We start from the raw sequence: 20,651 nt of genomic DNA on the forward strand, positions 1-20,651 counted from the left end.
GAAATTTTGCATCGAGAACTTTGTATAATTTTTTATTTTTCATGAAGGAGGGTTAATTGAATTCCTTACGTTATCCTTATGATGATGGTGATAATTTGGAGAGTCGCCATAGCTATACATATGCCCCTTATCATGGAAGGCAGTTTCTTGTGGCCTGGGAAGCGGCCAGGGATGTACTAATACGTGATGTTGATCTCAGTTATGTCTCGTTGCCTTCACCAGCTTCTACCCAAACGCCATACCCCACTGATAATAATGTGGATACATCTGCTCTCCTTGAAAGTCTCAATTACCAGTTGTTTCGAAATAAGAAGCACCAAGCAGATAGTTTTTATAATTGGCTCAACTGGATGATACAACGTTTTGAAGTTTCTAAGCGATTACATTTAGGTTATAAAATTAATAAAAATAAAATCGAACCAGTTGGAACGTATAGAGATCTTTCTTTATATGTCAGGTTTTCTGAAGTGTTGGTGGCTGCGTATCGTGAGTTTGAAAAGTTGCCAGCTCTTAATGCACTCATAAAATGTCTGGATACTTTATATTCAGTTGAAAAAAAATTGACTGTTGAGCAAAGACGGCGGGTCGCGTATGTGGCTAACATTGAACGAGAATTGGTATTTTATCTGTGCAGTAAGATTAACGAAAATGTTCATCAATGTAGTTTAGATCTACCCCGTGCCCAAGAAAGTAATTGTTCTGGTAAATTGCTTGGCAATGTGACTTTATTACTTGCAGATACAATGCGTTCGCGTGCTTATGCTCAATCCTTATTGGCATATGGGTTTCGGATGGGGAAGATTATATTGATGACATCGTCATCTCAGAAAAAGTGGGGTCAATCTGAAAAAAGGCTCGTACCACCTGCATCTGATGCCTTTGGTGATGTTTTTATCCCTGACTTGCGGGTTCCGTTAGAAGATACTTGCCAGATGCTTTCTGAAAACATCGAGGTTCTTGATACGGGAAGTGTTAACAATCAATCCGTCATTGAGTCTTTAAATAGATTTAGTCATGAGCTTGTAGTGTTTTCCGGCTTTGGCGGAGAAATTGTGCATAGGGATGTTTTAACCGCTGCCGGCCCTTTTCTTCATATGCATGCTGGGTGGTTACCAGAGTTTAGAGGCAGTACTACCACATATTACAGTTTCATGATATCTGGCAACGCTGGTGTTTCTGCTATTTTACTGTCACCAAGTATTGATGCTGGAGAAATTTTTTTTCGTGAGCTTTATCCTTTACCTCCCACTGATATGGAGATTGATTACTATTATGATGGTATAATCCGCTCTGATGTTATGATTCGAGTGCTGACTCACTATTATACTCATAAGCAATTGCCTGGTGGCCAAGTGCAAGACCAGAAGGAGGGTGAAACCTATTATGTTATCCACCCGCTTCTTAAAACGATTTCTATTCTTATGGTGCGCAGCAAATCACCATTTTATGGATAATTTAATTCCGAGTGAGGGTTTTTGAAGTAAGCCCTTTTATCATTCTGCGTTTCTCGTTGAGCCACGTGGTTGCCAAAACTGCGTGGCCACTTGCAGATCTTCTTTACAGTCTACTTCTGCCCAACCATTTTCGATTAAGGCTGCCTGGACTTCCCACCCACTGTCAATTAAGTGCTGAAGAAAGCTTGTCATGTACATATTCAGGAAGTCCTTGCCATCGTAATGGGCATTTTGATCCATATTACGCCAGGCTTTTGCTAGTTGTGTTACATAATCGGCTCTGACTTTGATCAGACCGATATATTGTCCGTCAATGTCATTATAAGAGTGTGGCTGTTTGCCTAATTCTATAATTCTGTTGTCATCCACTATCTTGAGTGTTTCAGCATCAGCTAATGGATTATCCATGCGGGTAGCCCAGTAGCGTCTCCACTCTATATCTACGGCTAAACAGATCGGTGCATCACATAGCAGTAGTGTCTGCAGTACTTTGGGCTCATAAACGATATCGCCATAGCTAATGATTAGGTCGTCTTCACCGCTCATTACAGATTCAGCTGAAAATAACGTGCTAACCATATTTGTGTTTGCATAGTTTGGATTGAAGTGGGTGGTTATATCTGCTCGATTGAGCTGTTCGGCACAATAGCCTGCTACGACGTGAATGTCATGTATGCCAAGCTCCTTTAGTGTGGTGAGCTGGTGCTCTAATAGCGGTTTTTTTGAAAGCTCCACCAAGCATTTAGGCTTATTATTTGTTAGTGGGCGTAGTCGAGTGCCCTGACCAGCAGCAAGGATAATAGCTATCACGGTAGACGTCCTTCTGTTAAAAGCATGGTAATAAACGCTTTGTCAGCTGCGTTAATTTGAGAGTCTCGTTCTGGGTGCCACATGATAGCAAGCCACGGTAAGGTGGTATGGCAGAGTGCTTCAATGCTGCCATCCTCTACCCAAGCGAGTGCACGTAGGTTGTTGCCTAGTGTATCGGGGTAAACAGCGTATTTATGGTAGCTATTCACTGTTCTTGGCGAGTGTTGGGTAAGTGGCCCGCTAATCGTATGTTCTATGGCAACGTGTCCAGATATAGAACGTAAATGCCCTCCCTGGTAGTGATTAAGCATTTGCAGGCCTCGGCAAATGCCGAACACTGGCAACTGGTAGTAGGCCGCGTAATCAAGTGCTGCAGTTTCCAAAGCATCCCGCTCAGGAGCGCTACCAATATCATTACCTCCTGTGAACACGATGGCATCTGGGCTCATGGCATGAAGATAAGTGCTAGGGTTAGAGACGCCACTAGCTAGCGGGAGTGGCAAAAAGCCCCACTCCCAAAGCAGCTTTGCAAAGCGTATGTCTAAACAGTCACGAACTTCTCTGTAATTCGGATCTGCATCTCTGCGTTGTGAAATTGCAACGCGTTTCATTGAACAACCCTAAGCAAACCATTAACGGGTGACAGCTCGATTACCCGCGCCTTTAACAACTCTCGATAACGCTTTTCACCGATACCAATGGCCGCTGGTATGCTAAACTCTGCCGCACGAATCGCCATATGTGAATTAGCCCCACCGTAAAGAGTGATTAAGCCTGCAATATTTTGGCCAAACAACCAATCATAGCCAGGGTCTGCTTGGGGGATTAATACGATATAGTCTGCGACATTAGTAGAATTCCTCGTGCATTCCTGGCTTAAATCAAGACAGCTTGCCGTTACGCTATTTGATCCGATAAAGTTTGGCTGATCAGCACCTAATATAAAAGTATCGAGCTCTGCTATACTCTTGAGAAGAGGGGGCATTTCACAGGCTGCAGCGACGCGCCGGTTTCGGAGTGCTTGATCGGCTTGTTTACATAGATGCTCAACTGAGTCCTCTAGGCTCAATGAGGCCATATCCAGATTTAGTAAAGCATCTAGCGGCAGATTAGCTAGTTGCTCACGTTTAAGCCCCATTTCATCTCCTGCGTGGGCGAAGGCCTCTAGGGCGGCCGAAAGGTTACGTGAGAAAGCAAACTTGGCGTATTCTCGACCTTCAATCGATTGGCGCAAGAACCGCTCTACCACCTCTGGATCGCTAGGTAACCCAATACACTTGATTTCACGAAAGAACTTCTTTCGCTCTAGTTGCCAGGCATCGCGGTGTTGCGGTGTATGATGAATTGATTGAGACTGTTCAACCAGCGGGCGTAAATAACGCTCTGGATCTGCATCGTAGCGTGGAGAAGTAATATCATAGGTGCCAGGGCGCAAGTGCCCATAGCGATCAATAAAGGTTTCCCACGATAACTCACCAACGGCCGTCGCATGAGCGTCATCAGTGAATTGGTGGCTCACAGTACGTATAGTTGAAAGAAAGCTTTCTCGGGCAGCACGACTGATAGCTCCAGTAGCTTCGGCTTCTTTTAGAAGCGTTACTGCTATGAAGCTGCTTCGTGCTAAATGTGCGAATGGGAGCGTTCCTAAGCGACGGCAGTCACCTAACAGCAGCCTAGCACGTTCCAGTGGTGCTAAAGCTGTGTTTGCCTTAAGAGTTTCGAAGCGCTGCTCCAACTGCTCTATAAAATCCAGATCTCGTTGACAGCGATAAAAGGCATTGCTTGTAATGGAACTAAGCTCACGCTTTAAGATGCCTACCTCCTCCGGTTTGAACCCTCCTTCATGAAGCAGCCGTTGCTCCCAGCGATTGAAATTAGGGCCTAAGCAAGTGGGTACAACATCAAACTCTATTTTATCATGAAGCTCTGGGTGGTGGCGAAGCCAGTTGGTGGTGAAGTCAAGCAAGCGGCCTGCCAGTGCTTCCGGTACATTCGCGGGTATAAATGATGCAAAACTGGCTCGCACATCGATGTAGGGGTGTCCGGCAAACTCCGTAAGCAGTGGAGCCGGGCGGACATCGCGATAGCCGTATTCAGCTCGCTGAGTGGCCCAGGTCTCATCCAGTATAAGGTAACGATACAGGCTTTTAGCCAACGCGCTAGGTGTAGTGCCTATGATCTCGGCTGGGTTCCAGTCGGGCATTACGCCATAGATCGGAGCGGCCTTTCCAGGTAGATGGGGAGGGAGAGCTGAAAGAGTTTTCCATCGCATCTTAGCTTGCTGTAAAAAATGGTCGCAGGTTTTATCATCAAGGTTGCTGGCTGTTCGATCTACTGCAATGGGACGAACCTGAAGAATGTGCACTGTATCTGCAGCATCAATCGCAAATTCGATATCGAGCGCATCGTACTCGAGTAAGGTTTCGATCTCGAGCAGTCCTTTAATTAGGCCTGCTAACCTAGGCTCTGGTAATGTGATTGTGTCTGCAGTTTGTCGACGTAGCAGTAGTGTCCGGTGATCGGTACTGGCACCACTAGTAATTGCTTCGGTATTGCCATTAGTTTCATAGTTTATGACATACCATGGTGCCCCATGCACGAGTGTACGAGTGAAGGCCACGCCACTGACTTGAACATTGCTCACCATCGGCTGAACTAACACTTGGTCGCTGTTATCAGACTTACCGTAGGAGAGAATGACCTGCTGGATCGCATCTTTAAGTGCTGGGCCAGGCAAGACATTGAGGACGCTGTCATAGCCGCCTGCATTAGAAGCGTCAAAGGAATCTTCGCTGTGCGCGCTTGAGCGTACAACTAATGGCTGGTCGCCAAAGTGATCGACTATATTGTGTATCACCAGGTTGGGGTTAGCTTGCCACTCTTGTACAGAGAAAGCTTCCTGATCCTGAATAACGGCATGGCTCATCATGCCCCTTAAACGGCTGAGGGTTTCGGCTTTAGTGCCTAAGATAAACCGAGCGATATCTTGAGGTGCATTGTACTCGGCCCAGTCCCCGGCTACGTCAACGCCGGCAATACTTAGGCCATTAGCGCGGAGGTACTCAATGTATTCGGATAAATGACTTTTGCGCAGGCTTTCAGGTGGATATTCTTTAAATGTTGATATGAATTTTAGTGCTGCTGGTGAAAAGCGAACAAGCCCAATGAATTCACCATTCGCCCAGTCGACGGGTAGATTCTCTCCAAGGCGAGTTAAATATCCCTTGTTAGCCATGACAAGCTCGCGGTGCAATAGATCATTGGCATTACGCCCTACATAGCGGTGTTTCCAGGCACTGTCCCATGCAACAGCAATATCTGCCTCACAGCTTGTGAGCGCCTTGGGAATGGAGGAGCGAAAGAGAACATCGCTATAGCAGACTAGTAATGGTTCATCATAACCAAATGGCGCAGTAAATAGCGATGTAGCACTGCCAGTACTTTCCCAATGCTCATTGACAACTATTGGTAAATCTGGGTGTCGTGTTTTGATAGAGTTGGATTTATATCCAGCTACAAATAAAGTATCTTTGATATCTACACTACAGGCATCCAGCTGCCACTGTAGTATTGATGTTCCTGAGCGGGCTTCATTTAGAGCCGCGGGAAGCTTTCCATGATGAGGAGCTCCTGCCCCTAAAATGATAAGTTTAGGCATAAGGAAGACTCAATTTTTCAATGTTGCAGTTAGGCATTTGCTTCCTTGTTGAACAAGTCGCAAGTTTTTATAATCTCTTCTATGTCATTAGATTTTGTAACAGGGCTTATTGGAAGGCTAATAACTTCTTTATGAATACTTTCAGTGATCGGGAATGAAGGTTTGCTCCAATGTCTGTAGGCCTGTTGCTCGTGAATGGGTATGGGGTAATGTATTAAAGTTTGGATGTCATTTTCAAGTAGATGGCTCTGTAGTGCTTCACGTTGAGTGTTTCGAATAACAAAAAGATGCCAGACATGTGATTTGTCGCTAAGAGCTGATTCACTATTGATTTCTGGTAAATGTATCAGGGGATTCTTGATGCCCGTAAGATATGCATGTGCGATTTTTCGCCTGGCCACGATTTCATCGTCTAAATAGCGTAATTTTACTCGTAGCATGGCCGCCTGAATTTCATCTAGCCTGCTGTTTACCCCTTGATATACATTGTGGTATTTTATATGTGAACCGTAGTTTCCAAGAGCACGCAAAATTTTTATTAGATCTTCATCATCAGTAGTGATAGCGCCGGCATCGCCTAAGGCTCCTAGGTTTTTTCCAGGGTAGAAGCTAAAGCCTGCAGCATCCCCCCAGTTTCCTGCTTTACGGCCATTTAAGCCTGCTCCGTGTGCTTGGGCAGCATCTTCCAATACTAATAGCTGATGGCGCTCAGCAATATCTATAATAGCTGGCATGTCAGCCAGCTTGCCGTACAAGTGAACAGGTAATATAACTCGTGTCTTAGTGGTAATAGCTTGCTCAGTTTTTTTCGGGCATAGATTGTAAGTGGCTTTGTCTGGTTCAACCAGTATAGGGGTGAGGTTGTTTTCTGTAATTGCTAGTACAGTTGCAATATATGTGTTTGCCGGAACGATTACTTCATCACCTTCTTTAACTTTTCCCAACTCTTTCCAAGCTCGGAGAGTTAGCGTTAAGGCATCTAGACCGTTTGCTACACCTATGCAATATTTGCTTCCGCAATATTCAGAAAACTCTTTCTCAAATGCGCTTAACTGTTGGCCATTAATATACCATCCAGAGTCAATGACATCAGTGCAGGCCGTGATAAGTTCATTGCGATAGTGTTCGTTTATGCTTTTGAGATCAAGGAATGGAATCATTGTTTGAGGTGCCTTATTATTTTAGCTGGATTGCCGACGACTACCGCATTTTCAGGTACATCTTGTGTGACTACTGCACCTGCTCCAATCATAGAGTGAGCACCTATAGTGATGCCGGGAAGCAGGGTTGCATTAGCCCCAATGCTAGCTCCTTGTTTAATCGTAACTCCTTTGAAAGTCTCAAGATGGGCTTTTGAACGTGGGAATGGATCGTTGGTAAATGTGGCATTAGGACCAATAAAAACTTGATCTTCGATACGTGTGCCGTTCCATAAATATACGCCAGATTTTATTGTGACTCTGGCACCAATAACAACATCGTCTTCTATGAAGGTGTGAGCACAAATATTACATTCGGGGCCGATTTTTGCACCTTCAAGTACTACGCTGAATTGCCAAATACGAGTACCTGGACCAATGTCTATGCTGGCTACGTCAGCTAGTGGGTGTATGATTGGCATTTTGGCTTATCCTTGTGAATTCTTTATAGTCGCGGATATAGTCTTTTTCATCGTAGTGCTCACTGGCCAGGATAATAAGTACACAGTCATCACTAAAGTCGTGCATTTCTCGCCACATCAGACTGTCAATTAAAAGTCCCTTTGTAGGAGCGTTCATTTGCACTGACTCTCGAGTTTTACCATCGTCTAATACCATGCGACAGCTTCCAGAAATACAAATCGCCACTTGCTTTAGTTTTTTATGTGCATGAAATCCTCGGCTGACGTCAGGTGCTGTATGATATATGTAGTAAACACGCTTGATGTCAAACGGCACTGCTTGTTCATGGCCTATCTCAAGTGCAACCAGTTGCCCTCTATGGTCTCCTAAACTTTGAAAGTCAATCCACTGTATTAGACTCATAGCTTATCTGCCTTCTATTAAAGCGAGTAGGTACTGTCCATAGCTACTTTTGATCAGATGATTGCCTTGCCTCTCTATATCACGTGCGCTTAGCCAGCCCTGTTTGAAAGAAATTTCTTCTAGACATGCAATTTTATAGCCTTGGCGTTTTTCAATGGTCTCTACAAACTGAGCAGCCTCAAGTAAACTCTCATGAGTGCCAGTGTCTAGCCAAGCAAACCCACGGCCAAGTACTTCAACTCGTAAATTGCCATGTTCAAGGTATTCTTGGTTAATGCTAGTGATTTCCAGTTCGCCACGCTCAGAGGGCTTCACCCCTTTAGCAATATCAATAACACTATTGTCATAAAAATATAGCCCTGTTACTGCATAATTGGAGCGAGGCTTGATAGGTTTTTCTTCTAAACTGACTGCACGCTTAAGAGAATTAAATTCAACGACCCCAAAGCGTTCTGGGTCTTTTACCTGGTATCCAAATACAGTGGCACCATTGCTCATAGCAGACGCTTGAAGGAGCATTTGCGTAAAGCCCTGGCCGTAAAAAATATTATCGCCCAAGGCTAGGCACACACCATCGTTGCCAATAAATCGTTCTCCAATCAAAAATGCCTGGGCTAACCCTTCTGGTTTAGGCTGTATCGCATAGCAAAGACGAATACCAAAACGGCTACCGTCTCCTAGCAACCGCTGAAAACTTGCTTGATCGTCCGGCGTGGTAATGATTAAGACGTCTTGTATACCCGCTAGCATGAGCACTGAAAGCGGATAGTAAATCATCGGCTTATCGTAAATGGGTAAAAGCTGTTTGGAGACGCCCATGGTAATAGGATATAACCGTGAGCCGTTCCCACCTGCCAGAATGATGCCTTTCATGGTTATCCTTTGTTTTGAATGATCATACGACGATGGATACTTTTACTCATATCTCGTTATGGCTGCTCATGTCTACATAATGCCCATTCCACAGTTTTACGTAACCCGCTGCTAAAGCTTTCTCGTGGACGCCATCCAAGCTCATGAGTGATTTTCTGGTGGTCAATCGCATAGCGCAGATCATGCCCTGGGCGGTCGGTTACGAAAGCGATCTGTTCTGCGTAGGAGCCCGTGGTTCGGGGTGCTAACTCGTCCAGCATCACACAGATCTCATTGACGACATCAATATTCGCATGTTCATTACTTCCGCCAATGTTGTAGGTTTCACCCACACGGCCAGAAGTAAGCACGCAGTGAAGCGCACGTGCATGATCTTCCACGTACAGCCAGTCTCTTTGCTGCTGGCCGTTTCCATAGACAGGTAATGGCTTTCCAGCCAACGCCTGGCTGATCATGAGGGGAATGAGTTTTTCCTGATGCTGCCAGGGGCCGTAGTTATTGGAACAGTTGGTAACCACGACAGGTAGGTTATAGGTACGGTGCCAAGCCCGTACTAGATGGTCAGAACTTGCCTTGCTGGCTGAATATGGAGAGCTGGGAGCATAAGGCGTGGTTTCAATGAATGCTGGAGCTTCAGGCAACAAATCCCCATACACCTCGTCGGTGGAGACGTGATGAAAACGAAAAGCTTTGCGTTGGCTGTCCGGTAATGTCTGCCAGTAATGACGGCTAGCCTCTAAGAGCGTGTAAGTGCCCACAATATTGGTGGCAATAAAATCAGCAGGCCCGCTGATGGAGCGATCCACATGGCTCTCAGCGGCAAGATGCATCACCGCGTTCGGTTGATACTTTGCAAACAGCGTTTGGAGGGCGACTGGGTCACAGATATCTGCTTGTGCTAGATAGTGGCGCTCGTTCTCACGCACAGCGTCCAGAGCGTCTAAATTGGCAGCGTAGGTTAGCTTATCGATGTTGATCACGCGCGAGTCGGTGTGTTTCATCAAGTAGCGTATCACCGCACTACCGATGAATCCCGCGCCGCCTGTTACAACCAATGTGGTCATGTGGTTGAAGTGCCCTATTACTTTAGCGTTGTTGCAAAGGCATGAAAGCCGTCCTAATGATGAGAGTTTGCCATAAGTCTTTTCTGTTAATTGCATGAAAAGCGCAGTTGTGTGCGTCTATGTGCTTTCTTTAGCAGATTTGCTGGCCTTGAAGCGCTAGCTTTAACACCGCTTTACGCTTTTTCCTGCTAAATTCCAACAGGGCATCGGGCCCGATGGCGGAGAGACAAGGATGGGTAAGGTTCACTTTATTGGCGGTGAGAAGGGTGGTGTAGGCAAGTCGATGACGGCGCGAGTATTGGCGCAGTATTACATTGACCACGAGCGGCCGTTTTTGGGGTTTGATTGCGATGCCTCCCACGGCACGTTTTCACGCTTTTATCAGGAATACGCCTCTCCGGTGGTGGTAGGCGATGACGATAGCCTAGACGGCATGCTCTCGGCTGTGGAAGAGCATCCTGATCGCGATTTAATTATCGACTTGGCCGCGCAGTCCGCTCAGCCCATCAATCGCTGGATTGAGGAAACCGATGTGTTTGGCCTGCTCGATGAGTTGGGTATGCAGGTCGTGTGGTGGCACGTGATGGACGATGGCGCAGATTCCGTCACGCTACTGTCTCAGGTATTAACCCGTTACGCGTCGCAGCCGGTGGATGTCGTGGTCGTTCAGAACCTTGGGCGTGGCGAAAGCTTTGAGCGCTTTGCGCAGTCAGAGGCGTATCAGCAGGCCCGTGTGCAAGGGGCTACTCTCATAGAGCTCCCTCGCTTGCATGCCAAGCTTACGCAAAAAATCGACTTCAATAACAGCAGTTTTTGGGCGGTGGCCAACGACCGCCGTTTGATGAACATTGCTGAACGTCAGCGTATGAAGGTGTGGTTGCGTAAGGCGTATGAGCAGTTTGCGTTTATAGGGTAAGACCTTCTAAAACGCGCTAGGGCAGGGTGTTTCGATCGAGGGCTCTAGCGCGTTCCTTCGCCTGCAGTTGATGGTCAATGACAGCAAGGCTGCTTCAAATTGTGCCTAAGTGCGCATCCGTCTCTATGCTGGTTAAGTTTTCTGTGTTCCTGCCGATAGCAAATATAGCCAACGTATAAGGGAATGTTGTTGATGTCTGTTATTAATACCAATGTTAATGCACTCAGTGGCCAAAATAATCTGAAGCGCACACAGTCCACAATGAATACTGCAATGCAGCGCCTGTCCTCTGGCCTGCGAGTCAACAGCGCTAAAGATGATGCGGCAGGTCAGGCGATTGCTAACCGAATGGAGTCTAATTTGCGTGCAAACTCGACGGTTGCACGTGGCATTAACGATGGTATTTCGTTAGTTCAAACTGCCGAGGGTGGTTTGGACAGTATCAACGATATTCTGCAGCGTGCCAGAGAGCTGGCTGTACAGGCATCAAATGGTACGCTAACAGATGAAGATAGGGCGTCTATCAATACAGAATATAAACTTTTGCGTGCTGAGGTTGATCGAATTGCACTGGGTACAGAGGCCTTTGGGCAGACGCCGCTTGCTCCTTTGAAAACGCCTCCTGCCACTATTGGGAGTACACCCAGTATTGTGGATCTGCCGATTGCAATCGATAAGTTGGAAATGTCTGGCGTACGTGCTTTTCGTTATATTCCAGAAGGCGTTACTGGCTTTCGATTATCGATAAATGATAACGGCGCAAATGATGATATTCAGATTTTTACGCGTGATGGCACGCATGTCGCAGGAAGTGCAATTCCTGCGAGTTTTGACTCCAGCGTGCCAAGTGTATGGGGCAATATCGATCAAGCTAATGTGGATAGCACTTTTTTCTCAGCAGACTCTGGCTTTGAGGAAGGTGCCATATACAGTACAGGTCAGCTAAATTCAGGCACTTCAGATCCTGGCACTGATAGCACAACAACGTTTCGCGGAATGGAGATTACATACTCTGGAGATTCTAATGCTGCAGGGGCATTAGAGGAGAGTATCTCTATTGATGAGGTGACGGAGCCGCTGCTGATTTTTGTAACGGGTTCTGGTGCCTTCCGCTTTACAGAAATGAGCTGGGAAACTCCTGTTCCGCCGCCACCACTGCCTGACAGCGCACCAGTGAAAATCGCAGTATCAGCTCAATACGGTGAAGCAGTGGATAGCATTACCATTGATCCCACTCCTTCAGACTCTACATCTCTCGGATTGGAAGATGTGGAGCTAGATCCAATCGAAAAAGCCCGTGAAGCAATGGCCAAGCTCCAAGAAGCGATGAATCAGGTAGATGGCTATCGGAGCCAGTATGGTGCACTGGTAAATCGCTTTGAGAGCGCCATCAATAATTTATCAGAGCAGTCAGTAAATTTATCTGCGGCTCAGTCACGTATCTTAGATACTGATTACGCTCTGGAAAGTGCGTCCCTCGTACGCTCGCAGATTCTGCAACAAGCCGGTACGAGTATGCTGGCTCAGGCGAATGCTACACCGCAGGCGCTGCTGTCTTTGATAGAATAATCACGCCATTACTCTGGAAGTGAGCACACGGAAAGCATTGACAACGGCTAGCAAGCCCGCTCTACGCGTGATAGACTACGCCATCCTCTCAGACAAGACCCGTGAACGGGCAGCGTTTTTACTGCTCGTTACACTATTTGTCAGCGTAACTAACGCTTTCAAATCAATCGGTTGTTGTGGAAAGATATTACGAAAGTGTCGTGATTTGGCAAATGCCAGCCGACAAACACATAGTAAATTCGTTGCCGTTTATAGGCAGCCCTTATTCTCCAAGGAGATACCTGTGGCGAACAGCAAGCAAGCACGCAAGCGCGCCCGCCAGGCCGAGACTCGTCGCGTCCTGAAAGCCAGCCAGCGCAGCATGGTCCGCACCTACATCAAGCGTGTGATCAAAGCGATCAACACTGGTGACCATGGCAAGGCAATGGAAGAGTTCAAGGTCATGCAGCCGGTCGTCGACCGCATCGCTGATAAAGACGTTCTTTCTAAGAAGAAAGCTGCACGTCTGAAAAGCCGCTTGAACAAGCGCATTAAGGCTCTGGCGGCGTAAGTCGGCAGGCGCCATAAAAAAAACCGGCTGCGGCCGGTTTTTTTGTGCCTAAATGTCGCCCACGGCGATGTATTCGCCTCTTGTTAGCCTGCATGGAATAAGTGATGAGCGCCGATACGCCACAGCATGCCAATATGCCACCGCCGCGCCGAGGGCTGATGCGCTCGGGGTTAGTCGTGAGCGCCATGACAATGCTTTCCCGCGTGATGGGGTTGGTGCGGGATGTCGTGGTGGCCACGTTGTTAGGGGCAGGTAACGGCTCGGATGCTTTTTTTGTGGCGTTTAAAATCCCCAATTTTCTACGTCGCCTGTTTGCTGAAGGGGCGTTTAACCAAGCGTTTGTGCCAGTGCTCTCGGAGTACTCCACCCAGCGCACCAGGCAGGAGATCCGTGAGCTGCTGAATGCGGTGGCGGGTAGCCTAACGGCGCTGCTAGCACTGATCACCGCTCTGGCAATGCTGGGAGCGCCCTGGCTGGTGTGGGTGTTTGCCCCTGGTTTTGGCCGCGACCCCGAAAAGCTGGCCATGACGGCGGATATGCTGCGGCTCACCTTTCCCTACCTGCTGCTGATCTCGTTAACGGCCTTTTCGGGCAGCGTGCTGAATACATGGAACCGCTTTGCGGTGCCTGCCTTTACCCCGGTGCTGCTGAACCTGTCGCTGATCGGCGCGGCGCTATTCTTAATGCCACTGATGGAAGAGCCTGCCATGGCGCTGGCCTGGGGCGTGCTGATTGCGGGGGCGGCCCAGCTCGCTTTTCAAGTGCCGTTTTTGATGCGCTTGGGGCTGCTGCCGACGCCATGGCCTAACTTCGCCCACGATGGCGTGAAGCGTATTTTAAAGCTGATGGTGCCAGCGCTGTTTGGGGTCTCGGTGTCGCAGATCAACCTGCTGTTGGATACGGTGCTGGCATCGCTGTTGGCAGCGGGCAGCGTCTCATGGCTTTACTACTCTGACCGTTTGGTAGAGCTGCCGCTTGGCGTGTTTGGAGTGGCGATTGGCACCATTATTCTGCCTGCGCTCTCCAAGCGTCATGTTGAGCAGTCCACCGAGCACTTTTCCGCCATGCTGGACTGGGCGATTCGTGTGGTGTTGCTGTTAGGCGTGCCCGCAGCCCTAGCGCTGGCGGTACTGGCTGAACCGTTTTTAATTACCCTGTTCCACTACGGGGCGATGACCGATAACGACATTCAAATGGCAGCCATGAGCCTGCGCGCCTATGCCTTCGGGCTGGTGGCCTTTATGCTGATCAAGGTGCTAGCGCCGGGCTTTTTTGCCCGCCAAGACACCAAAACACCGGTGAAAGTCGGCATTATCGCCATGGTCGCTAACATGGTGCTGAACCTAATGCTGATTTGGCCACTCGCCCACGCGGGCCTGGCGTTGGCCACTGCGCTCTCTGCGTTCTTAAACGCTGGGTTGCTGGGGTATCTGCTTTACCGCCAGCAGGTGCTGGTGTTTCAGCCGGGATGGGGGCGCTATGCCGTGCAGTTAATAGGCGGCAGCGTGCTCATGAGTGTGGCGCTAATGATCGTCTCACCTGATTGGCAAGTATGGCTCGAATTTGGGCTATGGCAGCGTATTCGCTGGGTGGCTGGACTGGTAGTGCTGGGCGGAGGGCTCTACTTTGTATGGTTAACGGCGCTTGGGCTGCGGTTTCGCCACTTTAAAATGAACGGCTAGAAAGGCGCTGGCGGATGAGCGCCGATGATCTTCTCCTGCACCAGACCGGCGCGTTCGTTATAATCAAACGCTTTGAAAACGGCTAGCGGCCTTAAAACGGAAAACGCTTTTAAAACAAGCTTTTAAAAAAGAGGTGCCATGCACGTCATTCGAGGTCTGCACAATCTGACAGCGTCCCATCGTGGCTGCGTGGCAACCATCGGTAATTTCGATGGCGTGCATCGCGGCCATCAGGCGATTCTACAGCAGTGCCGCGAGCACGCTGCGCGCCTGAGCGTCCCGCTGACCGTGGTGGTGTTTGAGCCTCAGCCCCGCGAGTTTTTTGCCGGTGACCAAGCGCCGCCGCGCTTAACGCGCCTGCGGGAAAAAGTGCGTCTATTACGCGACCACGGTGCCGAGCAGGTGCTTTGCCTGCCGTTTAACGATGCCTTGCGCAGCCTCACCGGGCGCGAGTTTATCGATCAGGTGCTGATTGATGGGCTGGGCGTTAAGCATTTAGTGGTGGGCGACGACTTCCGCTTCGGCTGTGATCGCCGTGGCGACTTCAGCTTGCTAGAAACAGTAGGGCGCACTTACGGCTTTGGCGTGGAACACACCCGCACCTTTAAAGTCGATGACGAGCGGGTATCGAGCACCCGAGTGCGTACGCTGCTGGCCAGCGGTAACTTTGACGTGGCCGCCCGCCTGCTGGGCAGGCCTTATTCGCTGCATGGCCGCGTGGTACGCGACCAGCAGTTGGGGCGCACTATTAGTGTGCCGACCGCGAACCTGCCGCTATTGCCACAGCCGCTGACGCTACGGGGGGTGTTTGCAGTGATGGCCGAACTGGCGAATGGCGAACGCTACCCCGCCGTGGCGAATGTTGGCTTTCGGCCCACGGTGGGGGCCAAGCGCCCCACGCTGGAAGTGCACCTGCTGGATTTTTCTGGCGACCTGTATGGTCAGCGGCTGACGGTTTACCCCTGCGCAAGGCTGCGTGGGGAAGCAAAATTTGCGGATCTAGATGCGCTGAAAGCACAAATTAACCATGACCAGGCCAGGGCGCGCCGCTATTTTGCGGACGTTGACACTGGCGTAACACCTTCTCTTCCGCTGGCCTCGGCCCCGCTTGGGCGTGAGACCGCTTCTTCTGATTTCACTTCGGCGGATGACGCTGCCGATGCTAACGACGGCTGACCGGACTATGGACTATAAGCAAACGCTAAACCTGCCAGAAACCGACTTTCCTATGCGCGGCATGCTGCCGAAGCAGGAGCCAGGGCGCGTTTCCCAGTGGCAGGACATGAACCTGTACCAGCGCCTGCGCGAAGCCCGTGCGGGTGCGCCGCTGTTTGTACTGCACGATGGCCCTCCCTACGCCAACGGCAGTATCCATATCGGTCACGCCGTTAATAAAATTCTCAAAGATATTATCGTTAAGTCCAAAAACCTGGCGGGCTTTGATGCGCCCTACGTGCCGGGTTGGGACTGCCACGGCCTACCCATTGAGCACAAGGTAGAGACCACCCACGGCAAGCACCTTCCGGCCGATAAAGCCCGCGAGCTGTGCCGTGAGTACGCCGGTGCCCAGATCGAAACCCAGTTGGTGGATTTTGTGCGCCTGGGCATCATCGGTGATTGGGATCACCCGTATCGCTCCATGGATTACGCCAACGAAGCGGGCGAGATCCGCGCTCTGGCGGATATGGTCGAAGCAGGCTACGTCTTCAAAGGCCTGAAGCCGGTCAACTGGTGTTTCGACTGTGGCTCGGCGCTGGCCGAGGCGGAAGTGGAGTACGCTGATAAAAAATCTGACGCCATCGACGTTGCTTTCCCCGTAGAAGACGCCGACAAGCTGGCGGCAGCGTTTGGCTTAAGCGAACTGTCAAAGCCCGCCGCCGTGGTGATCTGGACCACCACGCCGTGGACCATTCCTGCCAACCAGGCGTTAAACGCTCACCCCGACTTTACCTATGCGCTGGTGGATACCGGCGAGCGCCTGCTGCTGCTGGCCGAAGAGCTGGTCGAGAGCTGCCTGGAACGTTTTGGTTTACAAGGCGAGGTGGTAGCGACGACTCAGGGCAAAAACCTGGACCTGATCAATTTCCGCCACCCGTTCTACGACCGCCTCTCGCCGGTTTATCTGGCGGATTACGTGGAGTCTGAAGTCGGCAGTACCGGTATCGTTCACTCTGCCCCTTCTTACGGTATGGATGACTTTGTTACCTGCCGTGAGCACGGCATGAGCTTTGACGACATGCTGAACCCCGTGCAGGGCAACGGCGTTTATGCCGATGACCTGCCGTTCTTCGGCGGCCAGATGATTTGGAAAGCCAACCCGAACATCATCGAGAAGCTGCGTGACGTAAACGCGCTGATGGCGCATACGCCTATTAAGCACAGCTACATGCACTGCTGGCGTCACAAAACGCCGGTGATCTACCGCGCCACGGCCCAGTGGTTTGTGGGTATGGATATTCAGGGTAAAGATGGCAAAACCCTGCGCGAGCGTGCGCTGGCCGGTATCGAAGCGACCGAGTTTACTCCTGCTTGGGGGCAAGCGCGCCTGCACAGCATGATCGCCAACCGCCCGGATTGGTGTATCTCTCGCCAGCGTAACTGGGGCGTGCCGATTCCGTTCTTCCTGCATAAGCAAACCGGTGAGCTGCACCCGAACACCGTGTCGCTGATGGAAGAAGCCGCCAAGCGCGTGGAGCAAGAGGGCATTGAGGCGTGGTTCAAGCTCGAACCCTCCGAGCTGCTTGGCGCAGAGGCCGCAGACTACGAAAAAGTCACCGATACGCTGGACGTGTGGTTCGACTCGGGCACTACCCACCGCCACGTGCTGCGCGGCTCGCACCCCCACGGCCATGAAAGTGGCCCGCGCGCCGACTTGTACCTGGAAGGTTCTGATCAGCACCGTGGTTGGTTCCACTCTTCACTGCTCACCGGCGCGGCGATTGATGGCCATGCCCCGTATCGTCAGCTGTTGACCCACGGCTTCACGGTGGATGCCCAGGGCCGCAAGATGTCTAAGTCCATCGGTAACGTGGTCGCACCGCAAAGCGTGATGGATAAGCTGGGCGCCGATATCCTGCGCCTGTGGGTAGCGTCTACCGACTACTCCGGCGAAATGGCCGTCTCGGATGAAATCCTCAAACGCACTGCCGATGTGTACCGCCGTATCCGCAACACCGCGCGCTTCCTGCTTTCCAACCTGAACGGCTTTGATCCCAAGCGGGACCAAGTGGCGTTTGGAGATATGCTGGCGCTGGATCAGTGGGTGGTGGATCGTGCCGCACAGCTCCAAGACCGCATCGAAACCGCCTACGAGGAGTACCGCTTCCTGGATGTGTACCAGCAAGTACACGGTTTCTGCGCGCGGGAGCTGGGCGGCTTCTACTTGGACGTGATCAAGGATCGTCAGTACACCACTCAAACCGACTCGCTGGCCCGCCGCAGCGCGCAAACCGCGCTTTATCACGTGGTGGAAGCACTGAGCCGCTGGGTCGCGCCGATTCTCTCCTTCACCGCCGAGGAGATCTTTGAACATATCCCCGGCGAGCGTGGCGATAGCGTGCTGCTGGAGACCTACTACACTGGTCTTTCCACGCTGGATGAAGGTGCCGATATGGGCCGCGCGTTCTGGGAACAGGTGCTGGAAGTGAAGCACTCGGTGAACAAATGCCTGGAAGACGCCCGTAACGCCAAAGTGATCAAGGGCAGCCTGGCAGCGGAAGTGACGCTGTTCGTCAATGATGAGCTGCACGCGACGCTGGCGAAACTAGGCGACGAGCTGCGCTTTGTGATACTCACCAGCGAAGTACACTTGGCTCCGCTGGCCGACGCCGCCAATGCTGAAAGCACCGAGCTTGAAGGTTTGAAAGTAGCGGTAAGGGCCAGTGAACATGCCAAGTGCGAGCGCTGCTGGCACCATCGGGCGGATGTGGGCAGCGTTGCCGAGCACCCTGACCTGTGTTGCCGCTGTGTAAGCAATTTACCCGAAGGCAGCGGTGAGATTCGTTACTATGCCTAATCCTTCCCCAGCAACGAATGCCTCTCAGTGGCCGCCCATGCGGCGGCCACTGCGCTGGCTATGGCTAGCCGTCGCCGTCATTGTGTTAGATCTCGCGACAAAATACGTGGCCAGCCACTATTTAAGTTATGCACAGCCGGTTGAAGTGTTGCCGTTCTTCAACCTCACGCTACTGCACAATACCGGGGCGGCGTTTAGCTTTTTAGCAGATCACCCCGGCTGGCAACGTTGGTTCTTTGCGGCGATTGCTATTGGTGCCAGCATTGGCCTCACCGTGTGGCTGTCCCGTATTCGTGCAGATGAAAAACTGCTCGCCATTGCCCTGCCGCTCATTATCGGTGGCGCACTGGGTAACCTATATGACCGCTTAATTCATGGTTACGTGGTGGATTTTCTCTCCTTCCATGCGGCAGGCTGGTACTACCCCGCCTTTAACGTGGCGGATATCGGCATTACCCTGGGGGCCGTGGGCTTAATTTGGGAATCGATTATGGGCGAGCGGCGGCGTAAAAAAGCCGCGCAGTCACCCTCTTCTTAACATGCCAATGAGTGAGGCACCATGGATTACCTAATTGACGACGGTATGGAAATTACCCTGCACTTCACGCTGAAGCTGGAAGATGGCACGGTGGTTGATTCCACTAAAGAGAAAGCCCCAGCCACGTTTCAGTATGGCGATGGCAACCTGCCGCCGGGTTTCGAGCACCCCATCAAAGGCATGGCGGCAGGCCAAAGCGGGTCATTTCAGGTTACCCCCGAGCACGCATTTGGCCAGCACAACCCGCAGAATATTCAGACCTTAAAGCGGGCAGACTTTGGCGATGAAGCGCCTGAAATCGGCATGGTCATGTCGTTTGCCGACAAAGCTGGAACGGAATTGCCAGGCATGGTCAAAACCATTGACGGTGACCGCGTGGAAGTGGACTTCAACCATCCGCTGGCAGGGCGTACATTGACGTTTGAGGTTGAAGTGCTCAACGTCACGCCGGTTACCACACACTAATTTCCTGAGCGATGCAGGTTGCATCAAGGCGCTTTTATGCAGTCATCAGAGTCATCTCAGCCCGTACAGATCAAGCTAGCCAACCCGCGCGGGTTTTGTGCGGGTGTTGACCGCGCGATCGATATCGTCAACCGCGCGTTGGATGTCTTCGGCCCGCCCATTTACGTTCGTCATGAAGTGGTGCACAACCGCTTTGTGGTGGAAACCCTGCGTGAGCGCGGTGCTGTCTTCGTGGAAGAGCTTCACGAAGTGCCCGACGATGTGATCGTCATCTTCTCTGCCCACGGCGTTTCTCGTGCGGTGCAGCAAGATGCCGAGCAGCGTGGCCTGAAAGTGTTTGATGCCACCTGCCCACTGGTCACCAAAGTGCACATGGAAGTGCTTCGCTACGCAAAGCGTGGACAAGAGTGCATTCTGATTGGCCACGAAGGCCACCCGGAAGTAGAAGGCACCATGGGGCGCTACGATACCTCCCATGGCGGCAAGATTTATCTGGTGGAAGATGAGCAGGACGTGGCCAACTTGGTGGTGAACGACCCTTCGGCGCTTGCATTCGTGACCCAGACCACGCTTTCCATGGATGACACCGCTAAGGTAATCGACGCGCTGCGGGATAAATTCCCTGAGATTCAAGGGCCGCGCAAAGACGATATTTGCTACGCTACCCAAAACCGCCAGGATGCGGTGCGAGAACTGGCAGCAGATAGCGACTTAGTGCTGGTCGTCGGTAGCCCCAACAGCTCGAACTCCAACCGCCTACGTGAGCTCTCGGAACGGATGGGCACACCTGCGTATTTAATTGATAACGCGGAGCAAATTGAGTCCTCCTGGTTAACAGGCGTTAGCCGCATCGGCGTGACGGCGGGCGCGAGTGCCCCCGAAGTGCTGGTAAAAGGCGTCATTGATCAGCTGCAAGCACTCGGGGCAGAAGCACCTATCGAGCTGCAGGGGCGTGAAGAAAATATTACGTTCTCGATGCCAAGAGAGCTGCGCGAGCGCGTGATTGTTAGTGAGTAAAGCATCATTGCGGTCA

General features: G+C 50.9%; 18 protein-coding genes. 10 read left to right on the forward strand and 8 right to left on the reverse strand.

What is annotated here, in order from left to right:
• Positions 1 to 56: 56 nt before the first annotated feature.
• Positions 57 to 1,454, forward strand: a complete 1,398-nt coding sequence (locus IEW65_RS16320; protein ID WP_188640518.1) for a formyl transferase — start codon at positions 57 to 59, stop codon at positions 1,452 to 1,454.
• 39 nt (positions 1,455 to 1,493) lie between these two features.
• On the opposite strand, the gene IEW65_RS16325 is transcribed toward IEW65_RS16320, so the two are convergent.
• Genes IEW65_RS16325 through rfbB form a run of 8 tightly spaced genes read right to left on the reverse strand, consistent with a single transcriptional unit; the run spans position 1,494 to position 9,883 of the window.
• The gene (locus IEW65_RS16325; protein WP_188640519.1) at positions 1,494 to 2,264 is read right to left on the reverse strand and encodes a phosphocholine cytidylyltransferase family protein; all 771 of its coding nucleotides are present in this window, start codon (positions 2,262 to 2,264) and stop codon (positions 1,494 to 1,496) included.
• Complete coding sequence (locus IEW65_RS16330; RefSeq protein ID WP_188640520.1) at positions 2,261 to 2,875, reverse strand: gamma-glutamyl-gamma-aminobutyrate hydrolase family protein; 615 nt, start codon at positions 2,873 to 2,875, stop codon at positions 2,261 to 2,263. Before IEW65_RS16330 ends, IEW65_RS16325 begins: the two co-directional genes overlap by 4 nt.
• On the reverse strand, positions 2,872 to 5,922 hold the full coding sequence (locus IEW65_RS16335) for a PEP/pyruvate-binding domain-containing protein (protein WP_188640521.1): 3,051 nt from the start codon (positions 5,920 to 5,922) through the stop codon (positions 2,872 to 2,874). Before IEW65_RS16335 ends, IEW65_RS16330 begins: the two co-directional genes overlap by 4 nt.
• A gap of 29 nt (positions 5,923 to 5,951) precedes the next feature.
• Positions 5,952 to 7,082 carry a DegT/DnrJ/EryC1/StrS family aminotransferase gene (locus IEW65_RS16340; RefSeq protein ID WP_188640522.1) on the reverse strand — a complete coding sequence of 377 codons (1,131 nt, stop codon included), beginning with the start codon at positions 7,080 to 7,082 and terminating at the stop codon, positions 5,952 to 5,954.
• Complete coding sequence (locus tag IEW65_RS16345) at positions 7,079 to 7,543, reverse strand: acyltransferase (RefSeq protein ID WP_188640523.1); 465 nt, start codon at positions 7,541 to 7,543, stop codon at positions 7,079 to 7,081. The genes IEW65_RS16340 and IEW65_RS16345 overlap by 4 nt, the downstream gene beginning before the upstream one ends.
• The gene (locus IEW65_RS16350) at positions 7,518 to 7,946 is read right to left on the reverse strand and encodes a sugar 3,4-ketoisomerase (protein WP_188640524.1); all 429 of its coding nucleotides are present in this window, start codon (positions 7,944 to 7,946) and stop codon (positions 7,518 to 7,520) included. Before IEW65_RS16350 ends, IEW65_RS16345 begins: the two co-directional genes overlap by 26 nt.
• 3 nt (positions 7,947 to 7,949) lie before the next feature.
• A complete protein-coding gene (gene rfbA / locus IEW65_RS16355) occupies positions 7,950 to 8,819 on the reverse strand; it encodes a glucose-1-phosphate thymidylyltransferase RfbA (RefSeq protein WP_188640525.1) in 870 nt (289 codons plus the stop codon).
• Positions 8,820 to 8,875: 56 nt separating this feature from the next.
• A complete protein-coding gene (gene rfbB, locus IEW65_RS16360) occupies positions 8,876 to 9,883 on the reverse strand; it encodes a dTDP-glucose 4,6-dehydratase (RefSeq protein ID WP_188640554.1) in 1,008 nt (335 codons plus the stop codon).
• A gap of 232 nt (positions 9,884 to 10,115) precedes the next feature.
• Between rfbB and IEW65_RS16365 the strand changes: the two genes are divergently transcribed.
• The 9 genes from IEW65_RS16365 to ispH all read left to right on the forward strand — a co-directional run bounded on the left by IEW65_RS16365 (position 10,116) and on the right by ispH (position 20,635).
• A complete protein-coding gene (locus IEW65_RS16365; protein WP_188640526.1) occupies positions 10,116 to 10,799 on the forward strand; it encodes a P-loop NTPase family protein in 684 nt (227 codons plus the stop codon).
• A 192-nt stretch (positions 10,800 to 10,991) separates the two neighbouring features.
• A complete protein-coding gene (locus IEW65_RS16370) occupies positions 10,992 to 12,368 on the forward strand; it encodes a flagellin N-terminal helical domain-containing protein (RefSeq protein WP_188640527.1) in 1,377 nt (458 codons plus the stop codon).
• Between the two features lie 283 nt (positions 12,369 to 12,651).
• Positions 12,652 to 12,918 (forward strand): 30S ribosomal protein S20, encoded by a 267-nt coding sequence (rpsT, locus tag IEW65_RS16375; RefSeq protein WP_009097974.1) that lies wholly within the window; start codon positions 12,652 to 12,654, stop codon positions 12,916 to 12,918.
• Positions 12,919 to 13,022: 104 nt separating this feature from the next.
• Positions 13,023 to 14,600 (forward strand): murein biosynthesis integral membrane protein MurJ, encoded by a 1,578-nt coding sequence (gene murJ, locus IEW65_RS16380; RefSeq protein WP_188640528.1) that lies wholly within the window; start codon positions 13,023 to 13,025, stop codon positions 14,598 to 14,600.
• Positions 14,601 to 14,738: 138 nt separating this feature from the next.
• Positions 14,739 to 15,776: a bifunctional riboflavin kinase/FAD synthetase gene (gene ribF, locus IEW65_RS16385; RefSeq protein ID WP_188640529.1), complete on the forward strand. Its 1,038-nt coding sequence runs from the start codon at positions 14,739 to 14,741 to the stop codon at positions 15,774 to 15,776.
• A 7-nt stretch (positions 15,777 to 15,783) separates the two neighbouring features.
• Positions 15,784 to 18,615, forward strand: a complete 2,832-nt coding sequence (gene ileS, locus IEW65_RS16390; protein WP_188640530.1) for an isoleucine--tRNA ligase — start codon at positions 15,784 to 15,786, stop codon at positions 18,613 to 18,615.
• Positions 18,608 to 19,153 (forward strand): signal peptidase II, encoded by a 546-nt coding sequence (gene lspA / locus IEW65_RS16395; protein ID WP_188640531.1) that lies wholly within the window; start codon positions 18,608 to 18,610, stop codon positions 19,151 to 19,153. Before ileS ends, lspA begins: the two co-directional genes overlap by 8 nt.
• Positions 19,154 to 19,174: 21 nt before the next feature.
• Positions 19,175 to 19,618, forward strand: coding sequence for an FKBP-type peptidyl-prolyl cis-trans isomerase (gene fkpB / locus IEW65_RS16400; protein WP_188640532.1), 444 nt, complete (start codon positions 19,175 to 19,177; stop codon positions 19,616 to 19,618).
• A gap of 36 nt (positions 19,619 to 19,654) precedes the next feature.
• Positions 19,655 to 20,635: a 4-hydroxy-3-methylbut-2-enyl diphosphate reductase gene (gene ispH, locus IEW65_RS16405; protein ID WP_188640533.1), complete on the forward strand. Its 981-nt coding sequence runs from the start codon at positions 19,655 to 19,657 to the stop codon at positions 20,633 to 20,635.
• The last annotated feature ends 16 nt before the right edge of the window (positions 20,636 to 20,651 follow it).

Origin of the sequence: Vreelandella lutescens (assembly GCF_014640815.1) — a bacterium.
GTDB classification, from domain to species: Bacteria; Pseudomonadota; Gammaproteobacteria; order Pseudomonadales; family Halomonadaceae; genus Vreelandella; species Vreelandella lutescens.

Excerpts from the sequence above, each read along its gene's own strand:
- IEW65_RS16330 (WP_188640520.1), bottom strand. The coding sequence starts at position 2,875 with ATGAAACGCGTTGCAATTTCACAACGCAGAGATGCAGATCCGAATTAC.
- IEW65_RS16335 (WP_188640521.1), bottom strand. The coding sequence starts at position 5,922 with ATGCCTAAACTTATCATTTTAGGGGCAGGAGCTCCTCATCATGGAAAG.
- IEW65_RS16340 (WP_188640522.1), bottom strand. The coding sequence starts at position 7,082 with ATGATTCCATTCCTTGATCTCAAAAGCATAAACGAACACTATCGCAAT.
- IEW65_RS16345 (WP_188640523.1), bottom strand. The coding sequence starts at position 7,543 with ATGCCAATCATACACCCACTAGCTGACGTAGCCAGCATAGACATTGGT.
- IEW65_RS16350 (WP_188640524.1), bottom strand. The coding sequence starts at position 7,946 with ATGAGTCTAATACAGTGGATTGACTTTCAAAGTTTAGGAGACCATAGA.
- rfbA (WP_188640525.1), bottom strand. The coding sequence starts at position 8,819 with ATGAAAGGCATCATTCTGGCAGGTGGGAACGGCTCACGGTTATATCCT.
- rfbB (WP_188640554.1), bottom strand. The coding sequence starts at position 9,883 with ATGACCACATTGGTTGTAACAGGCGGCGCGGGATTCATCGGTAGTGCG.
- IEW65_RS16365 (WP_188640526.1), top strand. The coding sequence starts at position 10,116 with ATGGGTAAGGTTCACTTTATTGGCGGTGAGAAGGGTGGTGTAGGCAAG.
- IEW65_RS16370 (WP_188640527.1), top strand. The coding sequence starts at position 10,992 with ATGTCTGTTATTAATACCAATGTTAATGCACTCAGTGGCCAAAATAAT.
- murJ (WP_188640528.1), top strand. The coding sequence starts at position 13,023 with ATGAGCGCCGATACGCCACAGCATGCCAATATGCCACCGCCGCGCCGA.
- ribF (WP_188640529.1), top strand. The coding sequence starts at position 14,739 with ATGCACGTCATTCGAGGTCTGCACAATCTGACAGCGTCCCATCGTGGC.
- ileS (WP_188640530.1), top strand. The coding sequence starts at position 15,784 with ATGGACTATAAGCAAACGCTAAACCTGCCAGAAACCGACTTTCCTATG.
- lspA (WP_188640531.1), top strand. The coding sequence starts at position 18,608 with ATGCCTAATCCTTCCCCAGCAACGAATGCCTCTCAGTGGCCGCCCATG.
- fkpB (WP_188640532.1), top strand. The coding sequence starts at position 19,175 with ATGGATTACCTAATTGACGACGGTATGGAAATTACCCTGCACTTCACG.
- ispH (WP_188640533.1), top strand. The coding sequence starts at position 19,655 with ATGCAGTCATCAGAGTCATCTCAGCCCGTACAGATCAAGCTAGCCAAC.